Source organism: Paraburkholderia solitsugae (genome assembly GCF_013177695.1).
In the GTDB taxonomy this organism is placed as follows: domain Bacteria; phylum Pseudomonadota; class Gammaproteobacteria; order Burkholderiales; family Burkholderiaceae; genus Paraburkholderia; species Paraburkholderia solitsugae.
On record NZ_WOEY01000032.1, the window covers coordinates 59,580 to 81,888 of the forward strand.

General features: G+C 61.8%; 21 protein-coding genes. 7 read left to right on the top strand and 14 right to left on the bottom strand.

Going from position 1 to position 22,309, the window contains the following annotated elements; translation table 11 throughout:
* Window positions 1–32: 32 nt before the first annotated feature.
* Window positions 33–989, bottom strand: a complete 957-nt coding sequence (locus GNZ12_RS08775; RefSeq protein ID WP_172309967.1) for an SMP-30/gluconolactonase/LRE family protein — start codon at window positions 987–989, stop codon at window positions 33–35.
* A gap of 607 nt (window positions 990–1,596) precedes the next feature.
* Here GNZ12_RS08775 and GNZ12_RS08780 point away from each other — a divergent pair.
* Window positions 1,597–2,301: a helix-turn-helix transcriptional regulator gene (locus GNZ12_RS08780; RefSeq protein WP_172309987.1), complete on the top strand. Its 705-nt coding sequence runs from the start codon at window positions 1,597–1,599 to the stop codon at window positions 2,299–2,301.
* On the opposite strand, the gene GNZ12_RS08785 is transcribed toward GNZ12_RS08780, so the two are convergent.
* Window positions 2,285–2,602 (bottom strand): helix-turn-helix domain-containing protein, encoded by a 318-nt coding sequence (locus tag GNZ12_RS08785; RefSeq protein ID WP_172309968.1) that lies wholly within the window; start codon window positions 2,600–2,602, stop codon window positions 2,285–2,287. The two genes, GNZ12_RS08780 and GNZ12_RS08785, sit on opposite strands and share 17 nt — an antisense overlap.
* A 154-nt stretch (window positions 2,603–2,756) precedes the next feature.
* Here GNZ12_RS08785 and GNZ12_RS08790 point away from each other — a divergent pair, with 154 nt between their 5' ends.
* On the top strand, window positions 2,757–3,350 hold the full coding sequence (locus GNZ12_RS08790; RefSeq protein ID WP_172309969.1) for an acyl-homoserine-lactone synthase: 594 nt from the start codon (window positions 2,757–2,759) through the stop codon (window positions 3,348–3,350).
* Window positions 3,351–3,384: 34 nt separating this feature from the next.
* On the opposite strand, the gene GNZ12_RS08795 is transcribed toward GNZ12_RS08790, so the two are convergent.
* Window positions 3,385–4,074 (bottom strand): FadR/GntR family transcriptional regulator, encoded by a 690-nt coding sequence (locus tag GNZ12_RS08795; protein ID WP_074286459.1) that lies wholly within the window; start codon window positions 4,072–4,074, stop codon window positions 3,385–3,387.
* A gap of 290 nt (window positions 4,075–4,364) precedes the next feature.
* Between GNZ12_RS08795 and GNZ12_RS08800 the strand changes: the two genes are divergently transcribed.
* The 3 genes from GNZ12_RS08800 (at window position 4,365) to GNZ12_RS08810 (ending at window position 7,317) form a co-directional block, all read left to right on the top strand.
* Window positions 4,365–4,832, top strand: coding sequence for a universal stress protein (locus GNZ12_RS08800; RefSeq protein WP_172309970.1), 468 nt, complete (start codon window positions 4,365–4,367; stop codon window positions 4,830–4,832).
* A gap of 245 nt (window positions 4,833–5,077) precedes the next feature.
* Window positions 5,078–5,872 carry a helix-turn-helix domain-containing protein gene (locus GNZ12_RS08805; RefSeq protein WP_235993646.1) on the top strand — a complete coding sequence of 265 codons (795 nt, stop codon included), beginning with the start codon at window positions 5,078–5,080 and terminating at the stop codon, window positions 5,870–5,872.
* Window positions 5,873–6,003: 131 nt separating this feature from the next.
* A complete protein-coding gene (locus GNZ12_RS08810) occupies window positions 6,004–7,317 on the top strand; it encodes an SUMF1/EgtB/PvdO family nonheme iron enzyme (RefSeq protein ID WP_172309971.1) in 1,314 nt (437 codons plus the stop codon).
* A gap of 12 nt (window positions 7,318–7,329) precedes the next feature.
* Here the strand turns inward: GNZ12_RS08810 and GNZ12_RS08815 are convergent, their stop codons facing one another.
* The 7 genes from GNZ12_RS08815 to GNZ12_RS08845 form a co-directional block, all read right to left on the bottom strand.
* Entirely contained in the window at window positions 7,330–8,301 is a 972-nt protein-coding gene (locus GNZ12_RS08815; RefSeq protein WP_172309989.1) for an ornithine cyclodeaminase family protein, read from the bottom strand.
* A 50-nt stretch (window positions 8,302–8,351) separates the two neighbouring features.
* Window positions 8,352–9,695 (bottom strand): MFS transporter, encoded by a 1,344-nt coding sequence (locus GNZ12_RS08820; RefSeq protein WP_172309972.1) that lies wholly within the window; start codon window positions 9,693–9,695, stop codon window positions 8,352–8,354.
* Between the two features lie 108 nt (window positions 9,696–9,803).
* Complete coding sequence (locus GNZ12_RS08825) at window positions 9,804–11,363, bottom strand: M81 family metallopeptidase (protein WP_172309973.1); 1,560 nt, start codon at window positions 11,361–11,363, stop codon at window positions 9,804–9,806.
* A gap of 156 nt (window positions 11,364–11,519) precedes the next feature.
* Window positions 11,520–11,918 carry a RidA family protein gene (locus GNZ12_RS08830; RefSeq protein ID WP_172309974.1) on the bottom strand — a complete coding sequence of 133 codons (399 nt, stop codon included), beginning with the start codon at window positions 11,916–11,918 and terminating at the stop codon, window positions 11,520–11,522.
* 53 nt (window positions 11,919–11,971) lie between these two features.
* Window positions 11,972–12,976: an alanine racemase gene (locus tag GNZ12_RS08835; protein WP_328805966.1), complete on the bottom strand. Its 1,005-nt coding sequence runs from the start codon at window positions 12,974–12,976 to the stop codon at window positions 11,972–11,974.
* A gap of 125 nt (window positions 12,977–13,101) precedes the next feature.
* Window positions 13,102–14,061: a glutamate cyclase domain-containing protein gene (locus GNZ12_RS08840; RefSeq protein ID WP_172309976.1), complete on the bottom strand. Its 960-nt coding sequence runs from the start codon at window positions 14,059–14,061 to the stop codon at window positions 13,102–13,104.
* Window positions 14,062–14,102: 41 nt separating this feature from the next.
* Complete coding sequence (locus GNZ12_RS08845) at window positions 14,103–15,404, bottom strand: MFS transporter (protein WP_172309977.1); 1,302 nt, start codon at window positions 15,402–15,404, stop codon at window positions 14,103–14,105.
* Window positions 15,405–15,603: 199 nt separating this feature from the next.
* On the opposite strand from GNZ12_RS08845, the gene GNZ12_RS08850 reads away from it, so the two are divergent.
* Complete coding sequence (locus GNZ12_RS08850) at window positions 15,604–16,509, top strand: LysR family transcriptional regulator (protein WP_172309978.1); 906 nt, start codon at window positions 15,604–15,606, stop codon at window positions 16,507–16,509.
* Window positions 16,510–16,540: 31 nt separating this feature from the next.
* Here the strand turns inward: GNZ12_RS08850 and GNZ12_RS08855 are convergent, their stop codons facing one another.
* From GNZ12_RS08855 to GNZ12_RS08865, 3 genes are all read right to left on the bottom strand, one after another.
* Window positions 16,541–18,805, bottom strand: a complete 2,265-nt coding sequence (locus GNZ12_RS08855; RefSeq protein ID WP_172309979.1) for a xanthine dehydrogenase family protein molybdopterin-binding subunit — start codon at window positions 18,803–18,805, stop codon at window positions 16,541–16,543.
* On the bottom strand, window positions 18,805–19,254 hold the full coding sequence (locus tag GNZ12_RS08860) for a (2Fe-2S)-binding protein (protein ID WP_172309980.1): 450 nt from the start codon (window positions 19,252–19,254) through the stop codon (window positions 18,805–18,807). The genes GNZ12_RS08855 and GNZ12_RS08860 overlap by 1 nt, the downstream gene beginning before the upstream one ends.
* Window positions 19,255–19,431: 177 nt before the next feature.
* Window positions 19,432–20,430: an aldo/keto reductase gene (locus tag GNZ12_RS08865; RefSeq protein ID WP_172309981.1), complete on the bottom strand. Its 999-nt coding sequence runs from the start codon at window positions 20,428–20,430 to the stop codon at window positions 19,432–19,434.
* A gap of 144 nt (window positions 20,431–20,574) precedes the next feature.
* Between GNZ12_RS08865 and GNZ12_RS08870 the strand changes: the two genes are divergently transcribed.
* Window positions 20,575–21,009, top strand: coding sequence for a winged helix-turn-helix transcriptional regulator (locus tag GNZ12_RS08870; protein ID WP_172309982.1), 435 nt, complete (start codon window positions 20,575–20,577; stop codon window positions 21,007–21,009).
* Between the two features lie 22 nt (window positions 21,010–21,031).
* On the opposite strand, the gene GNZ12_RS08875 is transcribed toward GNZ12_RS08870, so the two are convergent.
* Window positions 21,032–22,015 (bottom strand): LacI family DNA-binding transcriptional regulator, encoded by a 984-nt coding sequence (locus GNZ12_RS08875; RefSeq protein WP_328805968.1) that lies wholly within the window; start codon window positions 22,013–22,015, stop codon window positions 21,032–21,034.
* Window positions 22,016–22,309 lie beyond the last annotated feature (294 nt).

Here is a 22,309-nt window from a genome sequence, read left to right on the forward strand (position 1 = left end):
GCGCATTCAGGCTGCGCGCACGCCTCGCGTACTCACCCGCCCTGGACGCCCTGCGTATTCACATACAGCGAATACAATCCGTGGCTTGCCGCCATGAACAAGCGGTTGCGATGGCGCCCGCCGAAGCACACGTTCGCGCAGCGCTCCGGCAACGCAATATGGCCGATCGGCTCGCCTTGCGGCGTGAAGACGCGCACACCGTCGAGTTCGTCGGTGCCCATGCCCCAGCCGCACCAGAGATTGCCGTGAGTGTCGACGCGAAAGCCGTCCGGCGTGCCCGGGCCGGCGTCGATCAGCACACGGTTGTTCGACAGCGCAGCGCTATTGCCGCCGACGTCGACGTCGACGTCGACGTCGAACGCGCGAATCTTGCGCGGCACACCACGCGATTCGACGATGTACAGCACCGACTCGTCCGGCGAAAACGCGAGGCCGTTCGGGCCCAGCACGTCGTCGGCGACCATCGTCACTTCGCCGGATTGGCCGTCGATGCGGTACACGCATGCGGGCAACTCCGACTCCTGCCGCTCGCCCTCATAAAAGCTGTCGATGCCGAAGGTCGGATCGCTGAACCAGATCGAGCCGTCCGACTTCACGATCACGTCATTCGGCGAATTGAAGCGTTTGCCGCGATAGCGGTCGGCAAGCACGGTAATCGAGCCGTCGTACTCGGTGCGCGTAACGCGCCGCGTCAGATGCTCGCAGCTGACGAGGCGGCCCTGGCGGTCACGCGTATGGCCGTTCGCATTGTTCGACGACTGGCGAAACGTGGTCACCGCGCCGCTGGTTTCGTCCCAGCGCAGGATGCGGTCGTTGGGAATGTCGCTCCACAGCAGATAGCGGCCGTCACCGAACCAGACCGGCCCTTCCGACCAGCGTGCGCCCTGATACAGGCACTCGACGGAAGCGGATGCCAGGATCAACGACTTGAAGCGCGGATCGAGCACGCGAATGGAAGGATCGGGATAGCGTCGGCTGGTGTCGGTCATGCGTAGGCTTTGGATGATGGAAGTGGATGGGGGAAGTCATGACGCCTCAAACGCACCAGGACTGGAGGTTCAAGGTAGCACCGGGCTCGCAATGTTGTCAAACAACTTGGCCGCGGATGTCACTGCGTAGCCATGAGCCAAAGTCGACGCGAGGGCGGAGTTGGCAAAATGCGGCGCCTCGCTTTTGTATGATGAAAGCGCGCGGCACGCGGGCGTTCACGAATGGCGGCGGGCAAAGCGGAATTGCCAATTAGGCAATTAGCGTCGTTTTTCCCTGAATTCCGCCATGCATCGTCATTCAAATTGGTTTGACAATAATGTTGCCGATCAAAAGCACCAAAACCGCTACTACGAGAAAACTACCCACTTTACCGACCCGTGAATGTTAATCAGGTCAAAATATCCGATATAAGGAGTCACTCGTTTGCTTCTTTGCAGAACCGTTGCTGGGCGGATGCTTTAGAAATCGCCCTCGGCCTGTAAAATAATTTTTAGTGATAGATTGTGAACATAAAAACAGCCGGCCGGGTTGCCGTACCGCAATTAACCGCAACGAGACGTTTGCGAGTCTGAGAGAACCAAATTGTCGCTACATTTTATCGAGGAGATGGCTCCGCTACTGAACGCCGCAGATGAAGCGGAATGGTTCAGTGCGATCGCCGGCCTTGCCGACACGTGGGGGTTCGACAGGATCCTGATCGCCATGCTGCCGCGCCCGACCATTCGCCTCGAAGACGCCTATGTGCGGAGCACCTACGCGCCGACGTGGCGACGCACTTACGACGAGCAGGGGCTCGTGCACATTGACCCGACTGTCTCGCATTGCGCGACGCGGGCCACGCCGCTGATCTGGTCGCCGGACATTTTTACGACCGCACCACAGCAGGCGATGTACGAGGAGGCTCGCTCGCATGGCCTGCGCTCCGGTGTGACGTTGCCGATTCATGGACCGAACCAGGAAGCCGGCATGATGTGTTTCGTCAACGACAGCAATCCGTCCGACGCGTTCTGGCGTCATGTCAACGTTGCGTTGCCAAATCTGGTGTTATTGCGCGATCTGGTGATCGATACCAGCCAGCGCCATTTGAATACGCACACTCAAACTTTATTGCCCAAGCTCACGCCACGCGAACGCGAATGCCTGAAATGGACCGCGCGCGGCAAATCCACCTGGGAAATCTCCCATATCCTGAGCTGCTCGGAAGCCGTGGTGAACTTCCACATGAAGAACATCAGGACGAAATTCGGCGTGAATTCGCGGCGCGCGGCGGCCGTGATCGCCGCGCAGCTGGGGCTTATTGACCCGGGTTGAGCAAGGCGGCAGCGTCGCGGCTGTACAGCACCCGCTCGGCGCGGCCCAGATCGGCGTCGGAGACGGTTTTGGTGAAGTAGAGGCCCAACAGGATCGACACCGGCGCCGGAATCTCGGCGCCCGATTCGAACCGGCTGCCACGCGACTGCGTCACGCCGAAGCGTGCCCAGAAGCGGCGCTGGCTCTCTTTCTTCTTCTTGCGATAGCCAATGATCAGGACGCGATCCACCGCCGAAAACGGCTCTGCCGGGCGGGTTTGGACCGAGGGTTGCGCTTGCCAGTGGTTTTCGAGAAGTTCCATTTTTGTGTCCCGTCGGTTGAGTGCTAAGGCTTATCTCGAATTCTGCGTTATCCGATCCGCATGCACACCTATCCAGGTAGGTAGGTGGCAAAACGATTCAAAATGCATAAGTTTCCTTGCGTATTGGGTACCCCAACACGTTCAGGAGAACGTCATGCAAACAGCGATCCGGATTGGAATGCGGCAAGAATTCGACAACGCGGACATCAATGAGATGTACCGCTTGCGGGCTCGGGTGTTTCACGGGCGGCTCGGGTGGGACATCCCGACCATCGCGGGCATGGAGATCGACGGGTACGACGCCCTTGGGCCGCACTACATGCTGATTCAGGGTGATGACCGGCAGGTGCGTGGCTGTTGGCGCCTGATGCCGACGGAGGGGCCGAACATGCTGAAGGACACCTTCCCGCAATTGCTGCATGGCGCGGATGCGCCGGTCGGGCGGCATATCTGGGAATTGAGCCGGTTCGCGATCGAAACCGGCGGCGAGGAGCAGTCGTTCGGCTTTGCCGACCTGACGATGCAGGCGATTCACGAGCTCGTGACGTTCGCCGACCGGATGGGCATCACGCGTTACGTCACGGTGACCACCACGCCGATCGAACGGCTGCTGCGCAAGACCGGGATCGACATCAACCGGCTCGGGTCGCCCTTGCAGATCGGCGTGGAACGGGCCGTGGCGCTGGATATCGCGGTCAGTCCGAAGACTCGCACCGCCCTGTTCGGACCGATGGCTGCCGCCGCCTGAAACCTGGAAGTGATTGGGGGCACGTTGCGGTTGCTCAGGAACCGAACATCCGCTCAAGCGCATTCTCAAGATGCGCGCGCATCGCCTTCCCTGCTGCGGGGCCGTCTTTGCGGCGGATCGCCTCGAGCACGGCCAGATGTTCGTCCTGCACGAGCCGCTGCCGCTCCACCGTCTTCACGAGCGACAGATTTCGAGACAGGTTCATGCTGAACAGAATCTGTTCTTCGATGAACGACATGACCGTGATGAAAAACGGGTTCTTCGAAGCGCGCGCCACCGCCAGATGAAACATGAAATCGTCCTGGGCGCCGATGCCCCGGGTTTCGATGATGCGTTCCAGCTGGTCCCACGCATGCTGGATCGCGGCGATGTCGTCGGCGTCGGCTTTGAGCGCCGCCTGCTCGGCCGCGCCCGCTTCGGTCACGATGCGAAATTCATAGCAGCGGCGGATGTCGGACAGCGTTTCGAGCGGTGCGAAACGGCGCACATCCGGGTCCGGCCGGCGCGCCACCGTGGTACCCGAACCGTGCCGCGTCATGATGATCCCGTCCGCCCGCAAGCGCGCGAGCGCTTCGCGCACGGTCGGCCGTGACGTCGCAAAGCGTTCGGCCAACGCATGCTCGGTAGGTAGCCGCTCGCCTTCCTTGTACTCGCCTTCAAGAATGCGATTGAGGATGTCGCCGTAGATCTTGTCGGGCAAGCCCGTCGTTTTGCGCTCGTTCATCAGCGGTGCTGAAGCAGCTTGTCTGAGTAGGTCCTGATTGTAAGGCAAACCTGTCCCTATCTTGATTTGATAGTTGCACCATGGCTTAACAGGAACGCCTCAAACGCCCGCTGCACGGTGCTTGCCGCGTAAAGCGCCGTTATCGCAAAATTTGACAAATGTTTGATTTACATCCTGACGCGATGCATCTTTTTCAGCGATCATTTAAGCTCGCATCGGTAATAAATTGTCAATGAGCCCGGCCGTGTGCAACCGCCGCGGCATCCGAATCCTTCAGACGCGGAGTCGATATGTACACACGCATCCTTGTAGCGGTCGACGGCAGCCACACCTCGCGCCGTGCATTCGAAGCAGCGCTCGCGCTTGCGAAATCCACCGGCGCTGTCCTGCAACCGTTCTACGTCGTCGAAAACACGCCGATGTATTTCGAAGCGCCCGGCTACGACCCTTCCATTCTGCGTAACCGTCTGGTCGAAGAAGGCAAGGAACTCGGTGCTGAATTCGCTCAGGCCATGGCGGAACAAGGCGTCAAGGGTGAGCTCGCCGTGAGCGAAGCTTCCTCGCTCGACGATGTATCGGTGGTCGTGCTAAAAGCGGCCGCCGACCTCAACGCCGATCTGCTAGTGATGGGCACGCATGGCCGGCGTGGTTTTCAGCGCCTGATTCTCGGCAGTGTCGCAGAGCGCTGCGTGCGTCAAGCGAGCTTGCCGGTCCTGCTGATCCCGTCCGCTGCGGGCAAGGCAACTCAAGACGCCTGAACGCGGGGCAACGCACCTTGCCACTGCGTGTGCTTGCCGCATGAGGCCGCACGCGCAGAACCTTATCTCCAAAATCAGAGCAGAGCACGCTCTGCCGCGATGCATAGCAGTCCATAACCACAAGCGGCAACGTAAGGGTGACATTGCTCAAGATGCCTAACTGCGCGAGCGCGTCATTTTGTCGCTAAACGGGGGGCATCGGCGGTGGGACAATCAGTCATTACCCTTACAAATGGCTGCAGAACATGCTTACTCCTACCGCTGTTACTGGCTCCGCCGGCGCTGCCGATTCCACTCCGCTTTCGTCACCGGCACGTGGCGGCCGTCGTGCCGCGCCGGTGAGGGCCACCGCGCGCACCGCCGCGCGCTGTTCGAGCTGTTCGATGCGGGCGCTCTGCATGCCGCAAGGCCTGTCGCCCGACGAACTCATGAAACTCGAAGCGCTCATTTGCACGGCGCGCTCGGTGCAGCGCGGCGAAGCGCTGTATCGCAGCGGCGACCGCTTCGACAATGTTTATGCCGTGCGTTCCGGCTCCATGAAAACCGTCATGGCGCACCGTGACGGCCGCGAACAGGTCACTGGCTTGCGCCTCGCCGGCGAAGCGCTCGGTCTCGACGGCATCAGCGAAGACGTGCATGCATGCAGCGCCATCGCCCTTGAAGACAGCACCGTTTGTATCGTCCCCTACCCCGCCCTCAAGTCCCTGTGCCGCGAAATCAGTTCGATGCAGGACCGCCTGCACAAACTGCTGGGTGAACAGATCGTCCGCGAAGCGGGGCAGATGATGGTGCTCGGCTCGCTTTCAGCGGACGAACGCGTGGCGGCATTTCTGCTCGACGTGTCGGAGCGCAACGCGCAACGCGGCTATTCATCCGCGGAATTCAACTTGCGCATGACACGCGAGGACATGGGCAGCTACCTCGGCATGACGCTCGAAACCGTGAGCCGCACCCTGTCAAGATTTCAAAAGCGCGGCCTGATCGACACACAAGGCAAACACATCCGGATCGTCGATCTGGAAGGCTTGCAGAAGGTGTAAGTCATACGCGCAGGACCTGGCCCGCGCGGTCACGTCCTCGCCCACCTGTTTTTTAGCGCGCTTTCGCCTTGGCATGGCTCCTGCGAGCGGGTACAGTCTTTAGTCCGTCCCCCGCAAGGAGACTTGGCGAAATGAATCGCGACCCCGCCCCGCATCACCCGCTCATCCAGCGTCTGATCGACGCGCGTCAAGTGACCGACGCGCTGTTTTCCATCGTCAAACCCGAGTTTCTGTATGAACGGCCGATCCGTGAGCGCCACCGGATCGTGTTTTATGTCGGCCATCTGGAAGCTTTCGATCGTAATCTTTTCGATCAACGTCTGTGCGATCTGCCGGCGTTCGATCCGCACCTCGACCAGCTCTTCGCTTTCGGCATTGACCCTGTCGACGGCGGCTTTCCGGCCGATCAACCTGGCGACTGGCCGTCGCTCGACGCCGTGCGCGGCTACGCGCTGCGCGCCCGCGAGCAGATCGACCGCGAACTCGATGCACTGAGCGACTCGGCGCATGTCGGCCGCAAGGGCGCACACGTTGACGCGTCCGACCAGTTGCTGAACGTCGCGATTGAGCATCGGCTGATGCATGCTGAAACGCTCGCGTACATGCTGCATCAGTTGCCGCTTGCGCAAAAGGTCACCGGGTTGCACGAACCGGTGCTCACCCGTTCTGAACCACGTGAGGTGTTATCGTCGATGGTCAGCGTGCCGGCTGGCGCAACGGTGCTCGGCATGTCACGTGAAAGTGGGCGTTTTGGTTGGGACAACGAGTTCGGCGAAATGCGCGTTGACGTACCGGCGTTCGAGATCGACCGCCATATGGTAACGAACGGCGCGTTTCGTGAGTTCATCGAGGCAGGCGGCTATCGCGAACCGACGTGGTGGACGGACAAGGATTGGGCCTGGAAAGAAGCCGAGCATATCGAGCATCCCGCCTGCTGGTCGCAGCACACCGGAAGCAATCAGAACCGCGCGTGGATGCTGCGGACGATGTTCGCCGAAGTGCCACTGCCGCTCGACTGGCCGGCATACGTGAGTCACGCTGAAGCCAGCGCCTACGCGCGCTGGGCCGGCAAGACACTACCCAGTGAAGCACAATGGCAACGCGCGGCACATGGCGCCCCGCATGCGATGTCGGGCAATTTCGATTTTCGTAGCTGGGACCCGCAACCGGTCGACGCGCATCCGGACAACGTCAGCGCGTTCGGAGTGGAAGGTCAATTCGGCAATGGCTGGGAGTGGACCTCCACGGTGTTCGACGCACTGCCGGGGTTTGAAGCGTTTCCGTTTTATCCGGGCTACTCCGCCAACTTTTTCGACGGGCAGCATTATGTGATCAAAGGCGGTTCGGCGCGCACCGCGCAATGCATGTTGCGGCCGGCGTTTCGCAACTGGTTTCAGCCGCATTATCAGTATGTGTATGCGGGGTTTCGGTGCGTGAAAACATGATAACCGACGATGCTACCAGGGCCACCCCAGCGAGGTTCCCGTGCCCGTTTCGCCGGCGCGCGCGTGGACCAGGCGCGCAACCGTCAGATCCTGCAGCGCAATACCTGTCATGTCGAACACGGTGACGTCGTCCGGTTGCCGGTTTGCCTCGGTCACTCCCGTGATCAGATCGCCGATCTCGATGCAGGCTGTATCAGGAGCCCATTGAGTCTCGCCGATCTGGCGCGCCTGAATTCGGTCGTCGACAAAGAGGCGGGCTCGCTTCAGCAAGCCTTCCGGAAGTTCGCGCTTGCCTTTGGTGTCAGCACCCACGCAGTTGAAATGCGTGCCTGGCCGCACCGCCTGTGCGTCGAACAGTGGACCGGACCCCGGAGTCGCCGTAATCACCACATCGCTCTCGGCGACCGCGACGTCGCGGTCGGACGCATGCGAGACTTCGCAGCGTCCGATGAATTGCGCTTCAAACGCAGCATCGCGTTGACCGTCGACGGTGACATATCGAATGGAAGCAAGCCTCTCCAGCACACGCATTGCGAAGCTGACCTGCACGCGCGCCTGTACGCCCGTGCCGAAGACGCATAGCCGTGTGCTGTCCGCCCGCGCAAGAAGCGTCAAGCCCAAGCCACCAGCAGCACCTGTGCGCATCGTCGTGATCGCGTTACCGTCGATAAGGCACACGGGCCGACCGGTAATGGGATTGATCAACATAATGGTGGCCTGGTGCGGTTCACCGCCCAAGCTTCGGTTTCCCGGCCAAAACCCCGCTGCCTTGAATCCGAGCAGATCCTGCGACTGGACATCGCCCGACTTGATGCCGAATACGGCGCCCGTCGCCAGCGACTCCCTGACCACGGAGAAGACGCGGCCCTTGCCCTGGCTATGCAGAGCAAACGCCTCCCGTACCGCTTCCACCACCTGCCCCGGTTCCAGCAAGGTCTCAACTTGATGTTTGTCGAGAAGGACCAGCCTGGCATCATTTCGCATTTTGCTCGACACCGTAGTTCGTGAAACACCCAAATGCAGCACAGCCCGCGTCAAGGAATACTGCGCGAGCGCGCAGTCGCCAGTGGCGCCGCCACGCGGCCCGTGCGTTCGACGAGCAGTACCGTCGTTGCAGACACGCACATCAGCGCGGCAACGCCGAGCATCGGGACGCGATAGGAGCCGGTAACATCGTGCAGCCAGCCGGTCGCATAAGGCCCGAGAAAACCCGCGAGCGTGCCAATCGTGTTGATGAGCCCAATGCCCGCCGCAGCGGCCCCATTGCTGAGATAACGCGGAGGCAACTGCCAGAACGACGCATGCGGCGTATAGACACCGACCGCGCCCAGCGTAAAAGCCGCCATCACCTCGTACGGCGAGGACATGAACAGCGCCGCGGCAAACGATAAGCCGCCCACCGCGGTAGGAATCGCGACATGCCACGCGCTGACAGTTGTGCGCCGCGCATAGTATCCCCAGAGCAAAATGGTGACTGCCGACACCGCAAACGGAATGGCCGTCATCAGTCCAATCTGGAACACGGAATACTTGACAGCAAACATCCGCGAGAATTCGGCCACTATCTGCGGGAGAAAGAACGAGAGCGCGACGACGCCGATATTGATGCCGAAATAGATCAGCCCGAATGTGAGGACTCGCCGATCCAGCAGCGCACGCCACGCGCTTTGCGGCGACACGCGGTTTGCCTCCTGCCGCTCCACTGCAAGCGCCCGATTCAGTTCTGCGCGCTCGTCCGCGGTCAACCACGCGGCGTCGTCCGGTCGATCCTTCATCAAGACGAAGGTGACGACACCTAGCGCGATCGCCGGCAGTCCTTCAATGAAGAACATCGAGCGCCAGCCGGACCATCCGAAGAGGTGCGCATGCTCCATCACGAAGGTCGAAATCGGCGCGCCGAGCATGTTCGACAGCGGGATCGAGAGAAACAGCAGCGACATCAGCCACACCCGTTCCTGCCGGGGCAGCCAGAACGTGACATACAGCACCATGCCAGGAAAGAAACCGGACTCGGCGACGCCGAGAAGAAAGCGTAGTACGTACAGCGTGTGGGCACTATCGACGAACGCGGTCAGCGACGCGACAATGCCCCACGTTACGAGAATACGTGTCATCCAGATCCGCGCACCGAACCTGGCCAGCATCAGGTTGCTCGGCACGGCAACGAGAATGTAGCCGGCGTAGAAGAGGCCCGCGGCAAATCCGAACTGCGAGACCGACATGCCGAGTTCGCGATTCATGGTCAATGCCGCGTAGCCGACATTCGCTCGATCCAACTGGTTGACGACGTAGAGCAAAATCAGCAGTGGCGCGAGGCGCCAGATGACTTTCCGGGTGATCTGCGGTTTGATTCGTACCGCGTTCAAGGCATGGTTCATGTGACAGTCCTCTCGTGTGATGAGGCACGGTCAGCGCAAGCCGTGCGGATACGGCACGGCAAAGCCCGTGCGTCAAGCGGCCGCAGGCCGGCGCTCTGGTTGCAAAAATCATCCAATCGCGTTGCTCCCCGGCAGGACGGTACGGGCCTTCGGCATCCACGTTGCAATGTTGTCCAGTGGTACGACGGGTCTCGGCATCCCCGTGAAATCAAAGCGCGACAGGATGGGCGAGGTCAGGCCTGGGGCATCGACACTGACGATTTGTGCGTCAGAAAAGAATTCGTCGAACGCCGCCCTGAAATGTCCGCGCGACTTCAACACCACCACGCGCGCGCGAGCGATGTCGATGCCAAACATCTCGAAGAACATCGGCTCATGGCACTGATGCCGCTTGCTGATGACGATGACCGTCACGCCTCCCAGTTGCAGTGCGGCCGATGGCCCGAGGTCGAAGCTGCAGCCGGCAAGCTGTCCGCGCCGGCCCACTCCTTTGCCGGCGTGCAGGCGCAACACACGGGCCGGCGCCTCGAACGGTTCCGAATACGCGGTGGTTTCGGCACGATTAAAGCGCGCATGGAACGCGTGCCCGGTACCCGCTGCATGCGCGTCTGCCGCCAGCTCGGGGTCGGTGACGACACCGAGGATCGCACCGCGAACTTCGTGTTCGAGCAGCGCCTTGAGCATGAACGGGGTGTTGCCGCGCCCACCGCCGCCTGGATTGTCGGCCACGTCGGCAAGGAGCAAGGGCGCGCGCGATGGATCGTCGCCAGTTATTTTCGCCAGGCGGACCGCATCCTCGACGGGCGTGAGCCGCGGCGTAAACGCGGCGCGCTCTCGCCAGGCGTACGACGCGAGATCGTTTGCAACCTGAGCCGCTAGCGGCGCATCGCCGCGCGTGGTGACGAGTACCGTCAAGCCATTCTTGGGCGTGTCCGCAAACGCAAACCCACCGACAATCGACACGTTCACGATGCGCGGATCGTCGAGTGCTTCGGCGCGCCGGATCATCTCGGCATACGGCCCGGTTCCCGGGGCCGTCAGCAACTGGGTCGGCGGCGCGCAGACGGGCATGCGCACATGCGCGACGGCTGTGCGCATGCCGTCCACCAGTTCAGTGAGGATACGGGCCGCATCGGCGCCGCGCTCGGCCATATCCGTATGCGGATTCCGGCGGTATGAGACTAGCGTGTCGACCGCGTCCACCATCCGGTCCGACACGTTCGCATGCAGGTCGACCGTGGCAACGATCGGAACCGCGGGTCCGACCACGCGGCGCACGAGCGTGAACACCACGCCGTCGGGGTCGTGCTCTTCTGTCGTGATGGCCGCACCGTGCTCGCAGATATAGACCGCGTCAAGCGGCAACGCCGCGCGCAACCGCTGTTCGAACTCGCGCAGCGTGTCGGTGAAGAATTCATGCTCGACCGGACCGCCCGACTCCGCGTTGGCAAAGAGGATCGGGACTGGCGTCCACGGACGGATCGTATCCATCGTACGCACGAACGCCGGAATTTCCGGCGTCATCACCGGCGCATCGCTTCTGGCGTCAGCGAGTAGCGCGGCATCCGGCAGGTAAGCACGCGATACGAAATCGGCACGCGTGGCAACCGGCGCAAACCGGTTCGACTCGATCGCGAAGCCAAGAATGGCAATGCGCGGGCTTTTCATCACTCCCTCCTCATAGGCCGGCGGCGTCAGCCAGCCCTGGAGCGGTGACGTTTCCGGCGGGTCATCAACAGGTGATCGTTGTCATCGGCGCGCCGGCGGCTTACCGGCGGCGCAGGCGAACAGGCGCATCAGGCACATGAGTACGCACGCGACGCCTCACGCTCCGACATAAGCAACGACGTCGATTTCGATCAATACGCCCTGAAGCCCACACGCCAACGTCGTGCGGGCCGGTTTGTGGTTCGGGAAATATTTCGCATAAACGGTATTGCACCGTTTAAACAATCCCATGTCTTCAATGTAGATAGTAGTCTTGACGATATCTCCCAGCGTCGCCCCGGCGGCGGCCAGAACCTTACCCACGTTGTCCAGCGCGGCGGCTGTCTGCTCTTCGATCGTATCCCCGAGGACGTTTCTATTCGCGTCGCGTGGCGTCTGCCCCGATACGAAAACGAACCCGCCCGCCACCATCGCCGACGAGTAATGCCCTCCCGCCTTGATATGGGGGGCGTCGATCACCCGCAGTTTTGCGCCGATATCACTTTCCATCGCCATTTCCCTTCTCGTTTTCTGCACCGGGAAGCACAGGACACTTTCCGATCGACTGCCTACCTGCGACTGCCGAGTTGATCCCGGAACTCCCATTTTTCATCTCGTCCTAACACCAGCGCCTTGTCGTACAGATAGGCGGTCGTGCACGCATGGCGGGGCAATAACAAGACCCACTCACCGACCTCAAGATCGTCGTTTTCGACCACGACATGCTCTTCGCTCATCATCAGGATTTTCCCGTGCCACCGAAAACGCTCGGTCAGCGGTTTGTCGGGGGAGATGGCCTTGGAGCCCGCGTCCAGCGTCGCTGTGTTGTCTTTTCTGGCGATCACGGTCGCCAGCACAAACGCGCTCGGTTTCCATCCGAACTCCGGCAGCTCCGTATCGTGCTGCGAACTCGAATACGTCCAGCTCCCGGGCGACACGTACCTGGCCAAGCTCGGCGGCCAGACGTCGAAGCTATAGCTCGCGCCAGCAATCAGCTCCGCGCACAGGCCTGCCGTGGCACCGCTTTCGATCAGCGCGGCAACACGCCCCATGACCTCGCCGATCCGCTTGCGTCGAACTGCTGCGTCCGGGCCCTGGATATGACCGTCATACACATGCCAGCCGCCGAAGCGACCAAGTGACTGGACATCGTGTGCCAGTTCCAGTGCGGCTTGGGTCAACGGCACACCGGTTCGTCCCATGCCAGGATCCAGGTCGACGATCAGCTTCAGGTTGGCGGGGCGACTCGCGCTGGCCGCGAGCGCCTCGCTCCACGCGGACAGGCCGGCCGTCGAATCAACCAGTGCGCCCACCGAGGCTGAAGGAAAGGCGCTGGCCGCCGCGATCACGGCGCGCATGTTCGCCTTGTTAGCCGTCGGATAAGCCCAAACGACCTTCGGCGCACCGGCGGCGAGCACCATGGCGACTTCGGTCGCGGTTGCCGCCTTGAAGGCTTGCACGCCCTCGCCAAGCAGCAGCTTGACGATCCATCCGGAGCGATGCGTTTTCACATGCGGCATGAGCCGCTCGACACCGCCGCACGCGCGCGCGGTCGCATGAAGGTTGTCAATCACGCCTTGTTCGGAAACGGCGAAACAGGGTGTCTGGATGTCTTCTGGCAGGGTGCGGGCCCATGCCGGGCGATATTTCAGGCTGGATGCGGAGATGCTCGACATAATTCAATTAACTGGGGTTTTGTTCAATTCGTTGCCATACAGGCGCGTACCGGCGGCAAGCTGGAGATGTACGCATCCACGACGCCGCGCAAGCGCGTCAGGACGGCCGCATGCTGTTCCCAAGGCAGTCTGTCGACGCTCATCACGGGGCGCGCGGGCCGGTCGATGCGGCTGTCATCCACAGCCTGTCCAACCTCCACGGCCGCAGCCAGGTAGGCGCGATCCTTTTCTGGATGGAAATCCTTCAGCAGCCCCGCCGCACGGCCTGGTTCGACCATCGCCATTGCCGAAAGCAAGCCCCAGCCGCCCCAGTTGGAGACGCCCGCGACGACCAGGTGATCGGTAGGCGTCGTGGCGCCGATCAGCGAACCGTTCGGGATGTCGTCGCGGACAATCTCTTCCGGCAGCACACTCATACCAATTTCGTTGCCACCGTCGCCGATGCCAATCGTGACCCAGGGCCGCTGCCAGTCGGGGTCATCGAACAACAGATGCAACGGCGCAGTGTCGTCGGACATGTCCGCGCCGTACTCGCGATGCGGTTTGCCGTCGCTGCCGGGAGCCACCCGCTCGATCGAAATCAGGTGCGTAATGGGACGCTCGGCGGCGGCAAGCCGATCCCTGAGCGACGTGACCGAGTCCTTGCTGACCGACGTGATTTCCAGAGCGACGCCTTCAGGCAGTTCCGTGGTGATCGCCCACACGGCTTTGCTGCAGGGCGCATCCGAGATGACTGTCACGGGTATGCCCGCATTCGCGAGCCCGGCAGCCACGTGCGCCATGCCGCCCAGGCCGTCAGTCTCCGGCGACGGCGGAACCGCATTGCGGATGAAAAAACCCGTGACGATGCCGACGTGCGCGTTAGGCGTGCTCATGATCGAGCGTGCGGCACGCTCCAACTGACCCTCCGCGAAACGCTTCATACGGCTGATATCCCGCCTGACCGTCTGCCCGACGATATTCTCGATTTGACTGAATCCCATTGCTGTGTTTCCTGTGATGATTGAGTGGTTGCCTGACCCGCTCAGACCGGAATTTTGGTTTCGTAGTCGATTCCGATTGAGCAGACGAAGAGCCCTACCCCCATCGCGGCGAAGCACATCAACGCGAGGAAATACGAGCCGGTATATTGGACGATCGCACCGACCACGATCGGAATCACCATCCCGCCGAGATTGCCACCGAAATTCAATAGGCCGCCTAGCGCGCCGACCTTGTTGCGGGTGGCGAGCATCGCCGGAATCGACCAGTACAGTCCGCCCCAGCGCAGAAAAAACAAGGTCGCCGACAGCAGGATCACGACCATCTTCGGGCTCGACGCATACGCGACGCAAAACACTGAAATCGTCGCCACCACACCGGCGATGCCGAACATCACGCGCATCACCAGGTTTGGCGCAGCGCCGCTAGCCAGCCATTTGTCGCTGATATAGCCGCCCACGAGTTCACCAATGAATCCGCAGACGAAAATCACGAAACTCGCGTTGCCCATCTCCTTCAGGTCGAATCCGTGCACCTTGTGGAGGTACGTCGGCATCCAGGTCAACAGCCCGTAGTAGAGCGTCGTGCAACACATGAAGCCGACAAACATCAGCAGTACCGAGCGGTATTTGAAGAAGTCCCTTGACCGCCCCGACAGGTTCTTCGCCTCTTTCGCGTACTCCCTCGCCTGGGCCCGCTCGATATGGTCCGCTTCCGCGTCATTGACGCCGCTGTGCTCGCGGGGATGATTCTTGATGTAGAACCACGCGCCGACGCCACACAAAATGGTGCCGATACCGGCGATCGCGAATGCGGCGCGCCAGGAGTGCGCGACCAGGATCAGCCATGCAATCAGCAGCGAGCCCACCGCGGCCCCCAGTGGCGAACCGCCGTCCATCAGCGAGGCACCGCGAACACGCTCGTGCTGCGTGAGCCAGGAAGCGTTCAGCGCGCCCCCTGCTGCTGCCACGGGCGCCTCAGCTATGCCGAGCCCCACCCGCGTCAACAGCAAACCTACTGCGCTGGTCGTCAACGCGGCGAGCCCCTGGAAGCCCCCCCAGAACAAGGTGCACAGCGCAAGCACGAGGCGTGGCTTGAAACGGTCGACCAGCATGCCACCCGGCATCTGCATCAGCGTGTATGACCAGAAGAAGGAACTGAGGATCAAGCCCTGCATGACCGGTGTCAGCGAGAACTCCCTGGCAAGCAGCGGCATCGCCACCGACAGCGACGCGCGGTCGACATAGTTCACCGTCACGAGCAACAGCAGGATAAGAAAAATCTTCCACCGTACAGACGTTTTGGGTAGCGCGTGCTCCGCCACCGATTCCATTGAGCTGCTCATGCTTCGCCTCGCTTGTCGTCGACTGATGTGTCGCAAAACTTCGCTTCGGACCCCAATGCGACGACGGTTCGCCGTTGTGGCGGCGACCTCATCCGGCCATACCCGCGTGTCGTGTGGATCACGTGAATCAAGTGTATGCAGCGAAAATTGATCGGAGATAATCAAAAGTGAGCCGATCAACCGATAGAAATCCCCGATCATGCGAGTGTCCATTCAGCAAATCGAAACCTTCTACTGGACCGCCCGTCTAGGCGGCTTCCATGCCGCGGCGCGCCACCAGCACCTGACACAGCCGACGATTTCCGCGCGCATCCAGGAGTTGGAGTCGCAACTCGGCGCACAGCTGTTCGAGCGTGGCCGCGGCCGATCTGGCCTGACGCTCGTCGGTCAGGATGCGCTGGTGCAGGCAGAAAAGATCCTGAAGCTCGCCGATGAATTCAGTCGCGTCGCCGAACGACGAGATCCCATGAGAGGGCTACTAAGGCTGGGCGCCAACGAATCGACGGCGCTGGCCGGACTGGCCAGTCTGCTGACGCAATTGAAGGCCGCCTATCCAGCGCTACGGATCGAGATTACGGTCGATGTCGGCGTGGCGCTGAGCCGCAAACTGATCGCGCGAGAACTCGACGTCGCGATCCTGAACGATTCGTGCGCCGCTCAGAACATCGTCGAGCAAACGATCGGGCTCACGGACCTGCACTGGGTCGCCTCGCCGCGGCTGGTGGCGAGGCGCGAGGTCACGCCCGAGAGTCTGGTCCACTTACCGGTCATCACCGTCACGCACCCTTCTTCGAATCACTCGCTGGTGACGAACTGGTTTCGCAATGCAGGGCTTGAGGCGGAGAACCTGAGTTCCTGCAACTCTTTGTCGATGATGCTGCAGCTCGTGGCTGCGGGCCATGGCGTAGCTGTGATGTCGCCGGCGATCATGCGCGCGGAAATCGAGGCTGGGCTCATTCATACATTGATACCGGAGCCGCGTTTGAGACAGCAGAAATATTTCATTGCCTATCAGGCGGAGCGGCGCGGCAGCGGTATTGATGCAATCGTCAAGCTAACGAGAGACATGCTGGCGCGCAGCGGAGTTCTGGTGGCTCGCCGCTAAAGCCGCCCGCGCATCTCGCCGCAGCTCGGAACTACGCGCGCTTCAACAGCCCGGTATCCACCGGCAACGCACGAATCCTCTTGCCGGTTGCATTGAAGATCGCGTTGCAGATCGCAGCCGACACGGGCGGCACGCCAGGTTCGCCGACGCCGCCCGGCGGCGCATCGCTCGGCACGATGTAAACGTAGGTTTGAGGTACCGAGTCGATGCGGGCAACCCGGTAGTCGGTAAAGTTCGATTGCTCTGGCATCCCATTCCGGAAACTGAGTTCGCTGTATAGCGTATTGCCGAGCGCCATGACCACGGCGCCTTCGAACTGTGCGACGACCCGGTCGGGATTGACCATACGCCCACAGTCGACCGCGAGATCGACGCGCGTCACGCGCACCGAACCGTCGTCCGCCACCTCGACCTGGGCGACTGCGGCAACATAACTCAGGAAGCTACGATGGACGGCAATGCCGCGTCCGTGCCGCGCCGGCAAAGCGGTCGACCAGCTGGAGCGCACCGCGGCCGCCCGCACCACCGCCGCGTAACGTGCGGTATCGATCGGATACTCGTCCATCGACGCGCCATAGTTCGGGTAATCGACCCCAAGCGCGTGCAGGTCGACATGACGCGACGGTCCCAGCAGCGTCAGCAGGTGTTGCACCGGGTCCTGTCGCGCCGCCGCCGCCAGTTCGTCGACGAACGACCCAACGGCAAATCCGTGCGGGATGTTGTACACGGAGCGATACCAGCCGATGCGCGTGTGCGCCGTCGCCGCGCCGTTCTCGCACTGGATGTTGGCGATGTCATAGGGGATGTCGGTGACGCCCTGCCCGAGCTCGCCGGCCGAACCATAGAGCACGTTCGGGGTGAAGGTCGTGCCGATCGACGGGAACACGCTCCGGTGCAACCACGCGATGGTTTTACCTTGTCCATCGAGGGCGCCTTCCAGGTGCTGCGCACAGATCGCGTGGTAATAGTCGTTGCGCAGATCGTCTTCGCGCGTCCATGTGAGCTTGACCGGTGCGCCGACCTCGCGTGACAGAAACGCAGCCTCGGCCACATAGTCGGGCTTGGACTTCCGGCCGAATCCGCCGCCCAGCAACGTGACGTTGATCGTCACTGCCGACTCCGGCAGACCGAGCACCTGTGCGACGGTCGAGCGTGCCTGCTGCGGGTTTTGTGTCGCTGTCCATATCTCGACCGTGCCGTTCGCCCAGGACGCGGTGGCCGCCAACGGCTCCATCGCGGCATGCGCCAGGTGCGGCACGAAGTAGTCTGCGGCAATCCGCTTTGTAGCGCTCTGCAGCGCGGCGCCCGTGTCGCCGTTGCTGCGAACGACTTTGCCTGGTCGCCGCGCGGTATCTTCGAGCGTTTGGCGGTACGCTGCGGTGTCGTACGACCCGTTTGCGCCCGCATCCCATTCGAGCTTGAGCTTTTTGCGCCCTTGCACGGCGGCCCACGTGTTGGTCGCGAGCACCGCGACGCCGCCAAGCGGTCGAAAGCCAGCCGGCAAAGACGCGAGAGGAATGCGCACAACGTGCAGCACACCGGGCACTTTCATCGCGTCAGCGGCATCGACGCTTTTGAGGGTCGCGCCATAGACCGGAGGATGCTCGATCGACGCGTAGGTCATGCCAGGCAGCACGACATCGATGCCATACGTCGCACGGCCGCGAACAATGTCGTCGAGATCGACGATCGGTATCGACTTGCCGATGTAGCGCCAGTTGTCTTCGTCCTTCAGGCGCAGCGTGTCGCGAGCTGGCACCGGCTGCCGCGAGGCGGCCTCGGCCAGTGCACCATATGGCAGACGCCGCTTACTGGCCGTGTGCACGACATGACCCGGCTCGGTATGGCAGGCGCCGGGTGCAACCCGCCACCGGGCCGCAGCGGCCGCGATCAGCATTTGCCGTGCGCTACCTCCTGCTTCGCGCAGGGGCTGGAAAAATTGACGGATGCTGCGTGAACCATCGGTATTCTGGTCGCCGTACTTCGCGTCGCCTTGCGCCTGCACCACCTTGACCGTCTGCCAGTCGGCGTCGAGCTCGTCAGCGAGGATCATCGCAAGGCTGGTGCGAATGCCCGTGCCCATCTCGGAGCGATGCGCGACCAGAATGATCTCGCCAGAGGGCGAGACCGATACGTAAACATTCGGTGCAAAGACACCGCGCACATTACCCGCTTGCGGCAAAGCGCCGGCCGCAAATGCCGTATTGATGCCGCCGATCCGCATGCCAAGCACGATGCCGCCGGCTAACGTGCCTTGCAGGATCCGGCGCCGGCTCAGATTGACGATTTGGCTCATCACGCTGTCTCCGCTGCGGCTTTGATCGCCGCCTTGATGCGCTGATAGGTGCCGCAACGGCAAACGTTGCCGGACATCGCGTCGACGATCTCCTCGTCGGTCGGCTTCGGCGTCTGCTTTAGCAGCGACGCCGCCTGCATGATCTGACCCGGCTGGCAGTAGCCGCACTGCGGCACGTTGGCGGCTTTCCACGCGCGTTGTACCGGATGGTCGCCATTCCTGCTGAGCCCTTCAATGGTGGTCACAGCCTTGCCCTGTGCGTCCGCCAGCGCTGTCACGCATGACCGCACGGCGACGCCGTCAAGGTGGACCGTGCATGCCCCGCATGCACCCACTCCGCAACCGAATTTGGTGCCGTGCAAACCCAGAAGATCACGAACCGCCCACAGCAGCGGCATGTTCGCGTCTGCGTCGACGGTGTGGTGAACGCCATTCACTATCAATTCCATTTGTTGACTCCTTGCCGCTGACGGGCGCGCGGCACTCAATGGCCGCGCGCCGCAACGGTCTCTCTCAGGTCCCACTTTTATGCTCTGGACTGCTACGCGTTACACCATCCGTTGCCGCTCAGCTGCTGGCACCAAATAGCGCACATTGAGCGCTGGTATCGCTGGGCTTGCCCTGTGTTACGCAACCTGAACGCGTTGCGGCGGCGCCATGAATTCCGGTCCCACCGGATCCTTGACGTACCGGTCGACAATCGAATCGATCTGCGCGAACGCGTTCGCATCGAGGCGCCAGCCGAAGACTTCTTCGATGCCATCCAGTTGCGCAGGACGACGCGCGCCCCACAGCGCGATCGTCGGTCCGCGATCCAGCACCCAGCGCACGGCGAGCGCGAGCACGGATTTACCGAAGGTTTCCCGGGCAAACACATCGAGTGCCTTGACCGCTGCGACATATTGTCCGCGGCGTGGCGTCAGGAACTTGGGGTCGTGCAGACGCAGATCGTCGCCGCCGAACTTCGTATTGACATCGATGCGACCAGCAAGCAGCCCGCGGCACAGCGCGCCGTACGCGAGCGCCACCAGTCCGTGCTGTTTGACATACGGCAGCACGTCGCCGTCGATGTCGCGTTCAAACAGGTTGTAGGGCGGCTGTGCGGTCGACAGGGGAGCACCCCGTCGAAACACATCCATCTGCTGAGTCGAGAAGTTGCTGACACCCAGTGCCAGAACTTTTCCCTCCTTGCGCAGATCATTCAGCACTGCTGCGGTCTCCTCGATCGGCACCAGCGAGTCGGGCCAATGCACCTGATACAGATCGATGTAATCGATTCGCAAGCGCCGAAGCGTATCCTCGACTTCGTGACGAATGCGTTCCGGCGTCGAGTTGCGAAACACTTTGCCGTCACGCCATTCAAGTGCGACTTTGGTCGCGATGACCGCCTTGTGGCGATAGCCATCTGCAAGCGCTTTGCCGACAATCTCCTCCGATGCGCCGAATCCGTACACAGGCGCCGTGTCGATCAGGTTGATGCCGCTGTCGAGCGCCCGGCGGATCACCGCGATCGATTCCTTTTCATCGGTGCCGCCCCACATCCATCCGCCGATCGCCCATGTGCCGAGGCCGATGCGCGAGACAGGTGTCGATAAACCTTCAATTGCGAGTGTTTCAATAGTCATGCGATGCTCGTTGGTTGACCAACCGCGCCCATGTGGATGCGGTCCGAGGAACTGAGGCATGCCGCCTGAGCGAGCACGCGAGACGATTATTTCAGCCGCATCTGGCGATCACAAGAAGGCACTTGACGGTTTCATACTTTCCCCATGGAAACAAATTGCTACGACGGGCATTGCGCCGAAGACAGTGCGCAGAAAAAAACCGACGACCTTGCGCGCAACATCATCGAGCAGATCGCCGATAAGTGGACCATCCTGGTGATCGATGCGCTTGGGACGCATGGCGAGATGCGTTTTTCGCGCCTGCGCGAGCACATCGGTGGCGTCAGTCAGAAGATGCTCACCAAGACGTTGCGTCAACTCGAACGCGATGGGCTGGTTTCGCGCTTCGTGCATCCCGTGATACCGCCGCGCGTCGACTATCGGCTAACACCGCTCGGCCGCAGCCTTCTGGACAAGATCTGCGGAATCTGGGATTGGGTCGAAGCTCACATGAGCGAAATGGAAGTGGCGCGGCAGCGGTTCGATCGCGGAGACCAACGGTCCGACACGCCACGGTCGCCCGGCAGCGCGTCGCTTTAGACGGTAAGGTTGGAACGACGGTCTAGCTGTTACGAAGACGAGCCGTCGTCCCGCGCACGATCAGATCGGTCGGAACGATGTTCTGCGAACTCACGGGCCGCCCCTCGATTCGTGCGAGCAGATACTCGGCGCTGCGCGCGCCGATTTCGTCGGCAGCGAGCCGCATGGTCGTCAGCGGCGGGGTCGTGAAGCTGGAAAATTCGATGTCGTTGATGCCCGCGATCGATAGCTCGCCCGGCACGTCGATGCCCGCCTCGCGCGCCTCCGCCAACGCTCCGATCGCAAGCAGATCGGTGCCGCAGATCACGGCCGTCGGACGCTCGGGACTCTGCATCAGCGCCTTCATCGCCATCTGGCCTTCAATGATCCTGTGCGGCATCTCGATCAGATGCTCGTGGCGCAATTGCAGGCCGCGCGACTGCAGCGCCGCGCGCACGCCGACAATGCGATCGGCCGCACGATCGCTGTGCTGCGTCATCTGGGTAATCATGCCGAAGCGCACATGCCCGAGATCGAGCAGATACTCGGCGAGGCGCCGGCCCACCGCGACATTGTCGAATCCGACATAAGGATGATCGTGATCGACGGTCCAGCCGTTGACGAGCGGAATCTGCTCCTTTTCGATCAGTTCATAAAGCGCGGGCGAGTGGCTACGGCCCACCAGCATGAGCCCGGCGATGCCGTCCGCGATCAGCGCGCGCACCTGCTTCAGTTCGTCTTCCTGGTCGTAGTACGAACAGCCAAGCAGCAACGTATAGCCAGCCTCCCCCATGCGTTTTTGCAGCGCGAACACGCCAATCGCGAAGTTCTGGTTTTCCAGCGACGGAATCACGGCGCCGATCGTCTTCGATCGCTGGGACGCCAGCGCGCGCGCCGCGGCGTGCGGCGTGTAGCCGAGTTCCTGCGCGATTTCGCGCACGCGGTTCTGCAGTTCGGCTGCTACCTTCGCGTTGCCGTTCAACACGCGCGAAACAGTCGCAGTCGATACACCCGCCGCGCGTGCCACGTCCAATACGGAAATTGCATTCGATTTGCGACGCGGCGCTCTTTTCTTGGTTTCTGTGGTCAACTTGCACCCTGCCCGGTGTCGGGGCGCACAATCGCGCCTTCCCTGTGCCGCATACTATAACGTGGGGCATCGAGGAATGGCGACCGCCGGGTGCGAACCTGCTCCTAGTACAACATCCCTCAAATAGGTTTAATAATTTTCTGGCTGCAAATAGGGCTGCAGGAGCGTGACGACCAACTGCGCCATCTCGTCCAGGGTGCCGGTGCCTGGCAGGGGCTCCCAGCGCCCGCT

Coding starts and splice junctions, on each gene's coding strand:
- GNZ12_RS08775 (WP_172309967.1), bottom strand. CDS start 989: ATGACCGACACCAGCCGACGCTATCCCGATCCTTCCATTCGCGTGCTC.
- GNZ12_RS08780 (WP_172309987.1), top strand. CDS start 1,597: ATGGCTCCGCTACTGAACGCCGCAGATGAAGCGGAATGGTTCAGTGCG.
- GNZ12_RS08785 (WP_172309968.1), bottom strand. CDS start 2,602: ATGGAACTTCTCGAAAACCACTGGCAAGCGCAACCCTCGGTCCAAACC.
- GNZ12_RS08790 (WP_172309969.1), top strand. CDS start 2,757: ATGCAAACAGCGATCCGGATTGGAATGCGGCAAGAATTCGACAACGCG.
- GNZ12_RS08795 (WP_074286459.1), bottom strand. CDS start 4,074: ATGAACGAGCGCAAAACGACGGGCTTGCCCGACAAGATCTACGGCGAC.
- GNZ12_RS08800 (WP_172309970.1), top strand. CDS start 4,365: ATGTACACACGCATCCTTGTAGCGGTCGACGGCAGCCACACCTCGCGC.
- GNZ12_RS08805 (WP_235993646.1), top strand. CDS start 5,078: ATGCTTACTCCTACCGCTGTTACTGGCTCCGCCGGCGCTGCCGATTCC.
- GNZ12_RS08810 (WP_172309971.1), top strand. CDS start 6,004: ATGAATCGCGACCCCGCCCCGCATCACCCGCTCATCCAGCGTCTGATC.
- GNZ12_RS08815 (WP_172309989.1), bottom strand. CDS start 8,301: ATGCGAAATGATGCCAGGCTGGTCCTTCTCGACAAACATCAAGTTGAG.
- GNZ12_RS08820 (WP_172309972.1), bottom strand. CDS start 9,695: ATGAACCATGCCTTGAACGCGGTACGAATCAAACCGCAGATCACCCGG.
- GNZ12_RS08825 (WP_172309973.1), bottom strand. CDS start 11,363: ATGAAAAGCCCGCGCATTGCCATTCTTGGCTTCGCGATCGAGTCGAAC.
- GNZ12_RS08830 (WP_172309974.1), bottom strand. CDS start 11,918: ATGGCGATGGAAAGTGATATCGGCGCAAAACTGCGGGTGATCGACGCC.
- GNZ12_RS08840 (WP_172309976.1), bottom strand. CDS start 14,061: ATGGGATTCAGTCAAATCGAGAATATCGTCGGGCAGACGGTCAGGCGG.
- GNZ12_RS08845 (WP_172309977.1), bottom strand. CDS start 15,404: ATGAGCAGCTCAATGGAATCGGTGGCGGAGCACGCGCTACCCAAAACG.
- GNZ12_RS08850 (WP_172309978.1), top strand. CDS start 15,604: ATGCGAGTGTCCATTCAGCAAATCGAAACCTTCTACTGGACCGCCCGT.
- GNZ12_RS08855 (WP_172309979.1), bottom strand. CDS start 18,805: ATGAGCCAAATCGTCAATCTGAGCCGGCGCCGGATCCTGCAAGGCACG.
- GNZ12_RS08860 (WP_172309980.1), bottom strand. CDS start 19,254: ATGGAATTGATAGTGAATGGCGTTCACCACACCGTCGACGCAGACGCG.
- GNZ12_RS08865 (WP_172309981.1), bottom strand. CDS start 20,430: ATGACTATTGAAACACTCGCAATTGAAGGTTTATCGACACCTGTCTCG.
- GNZ12_RS08870 (WP_172309982.1), top strand. CDS start 20,575: ATGGAAACAAATTGCTACGACGGGCATTGCGCCGAAGACAGTGCGCAG.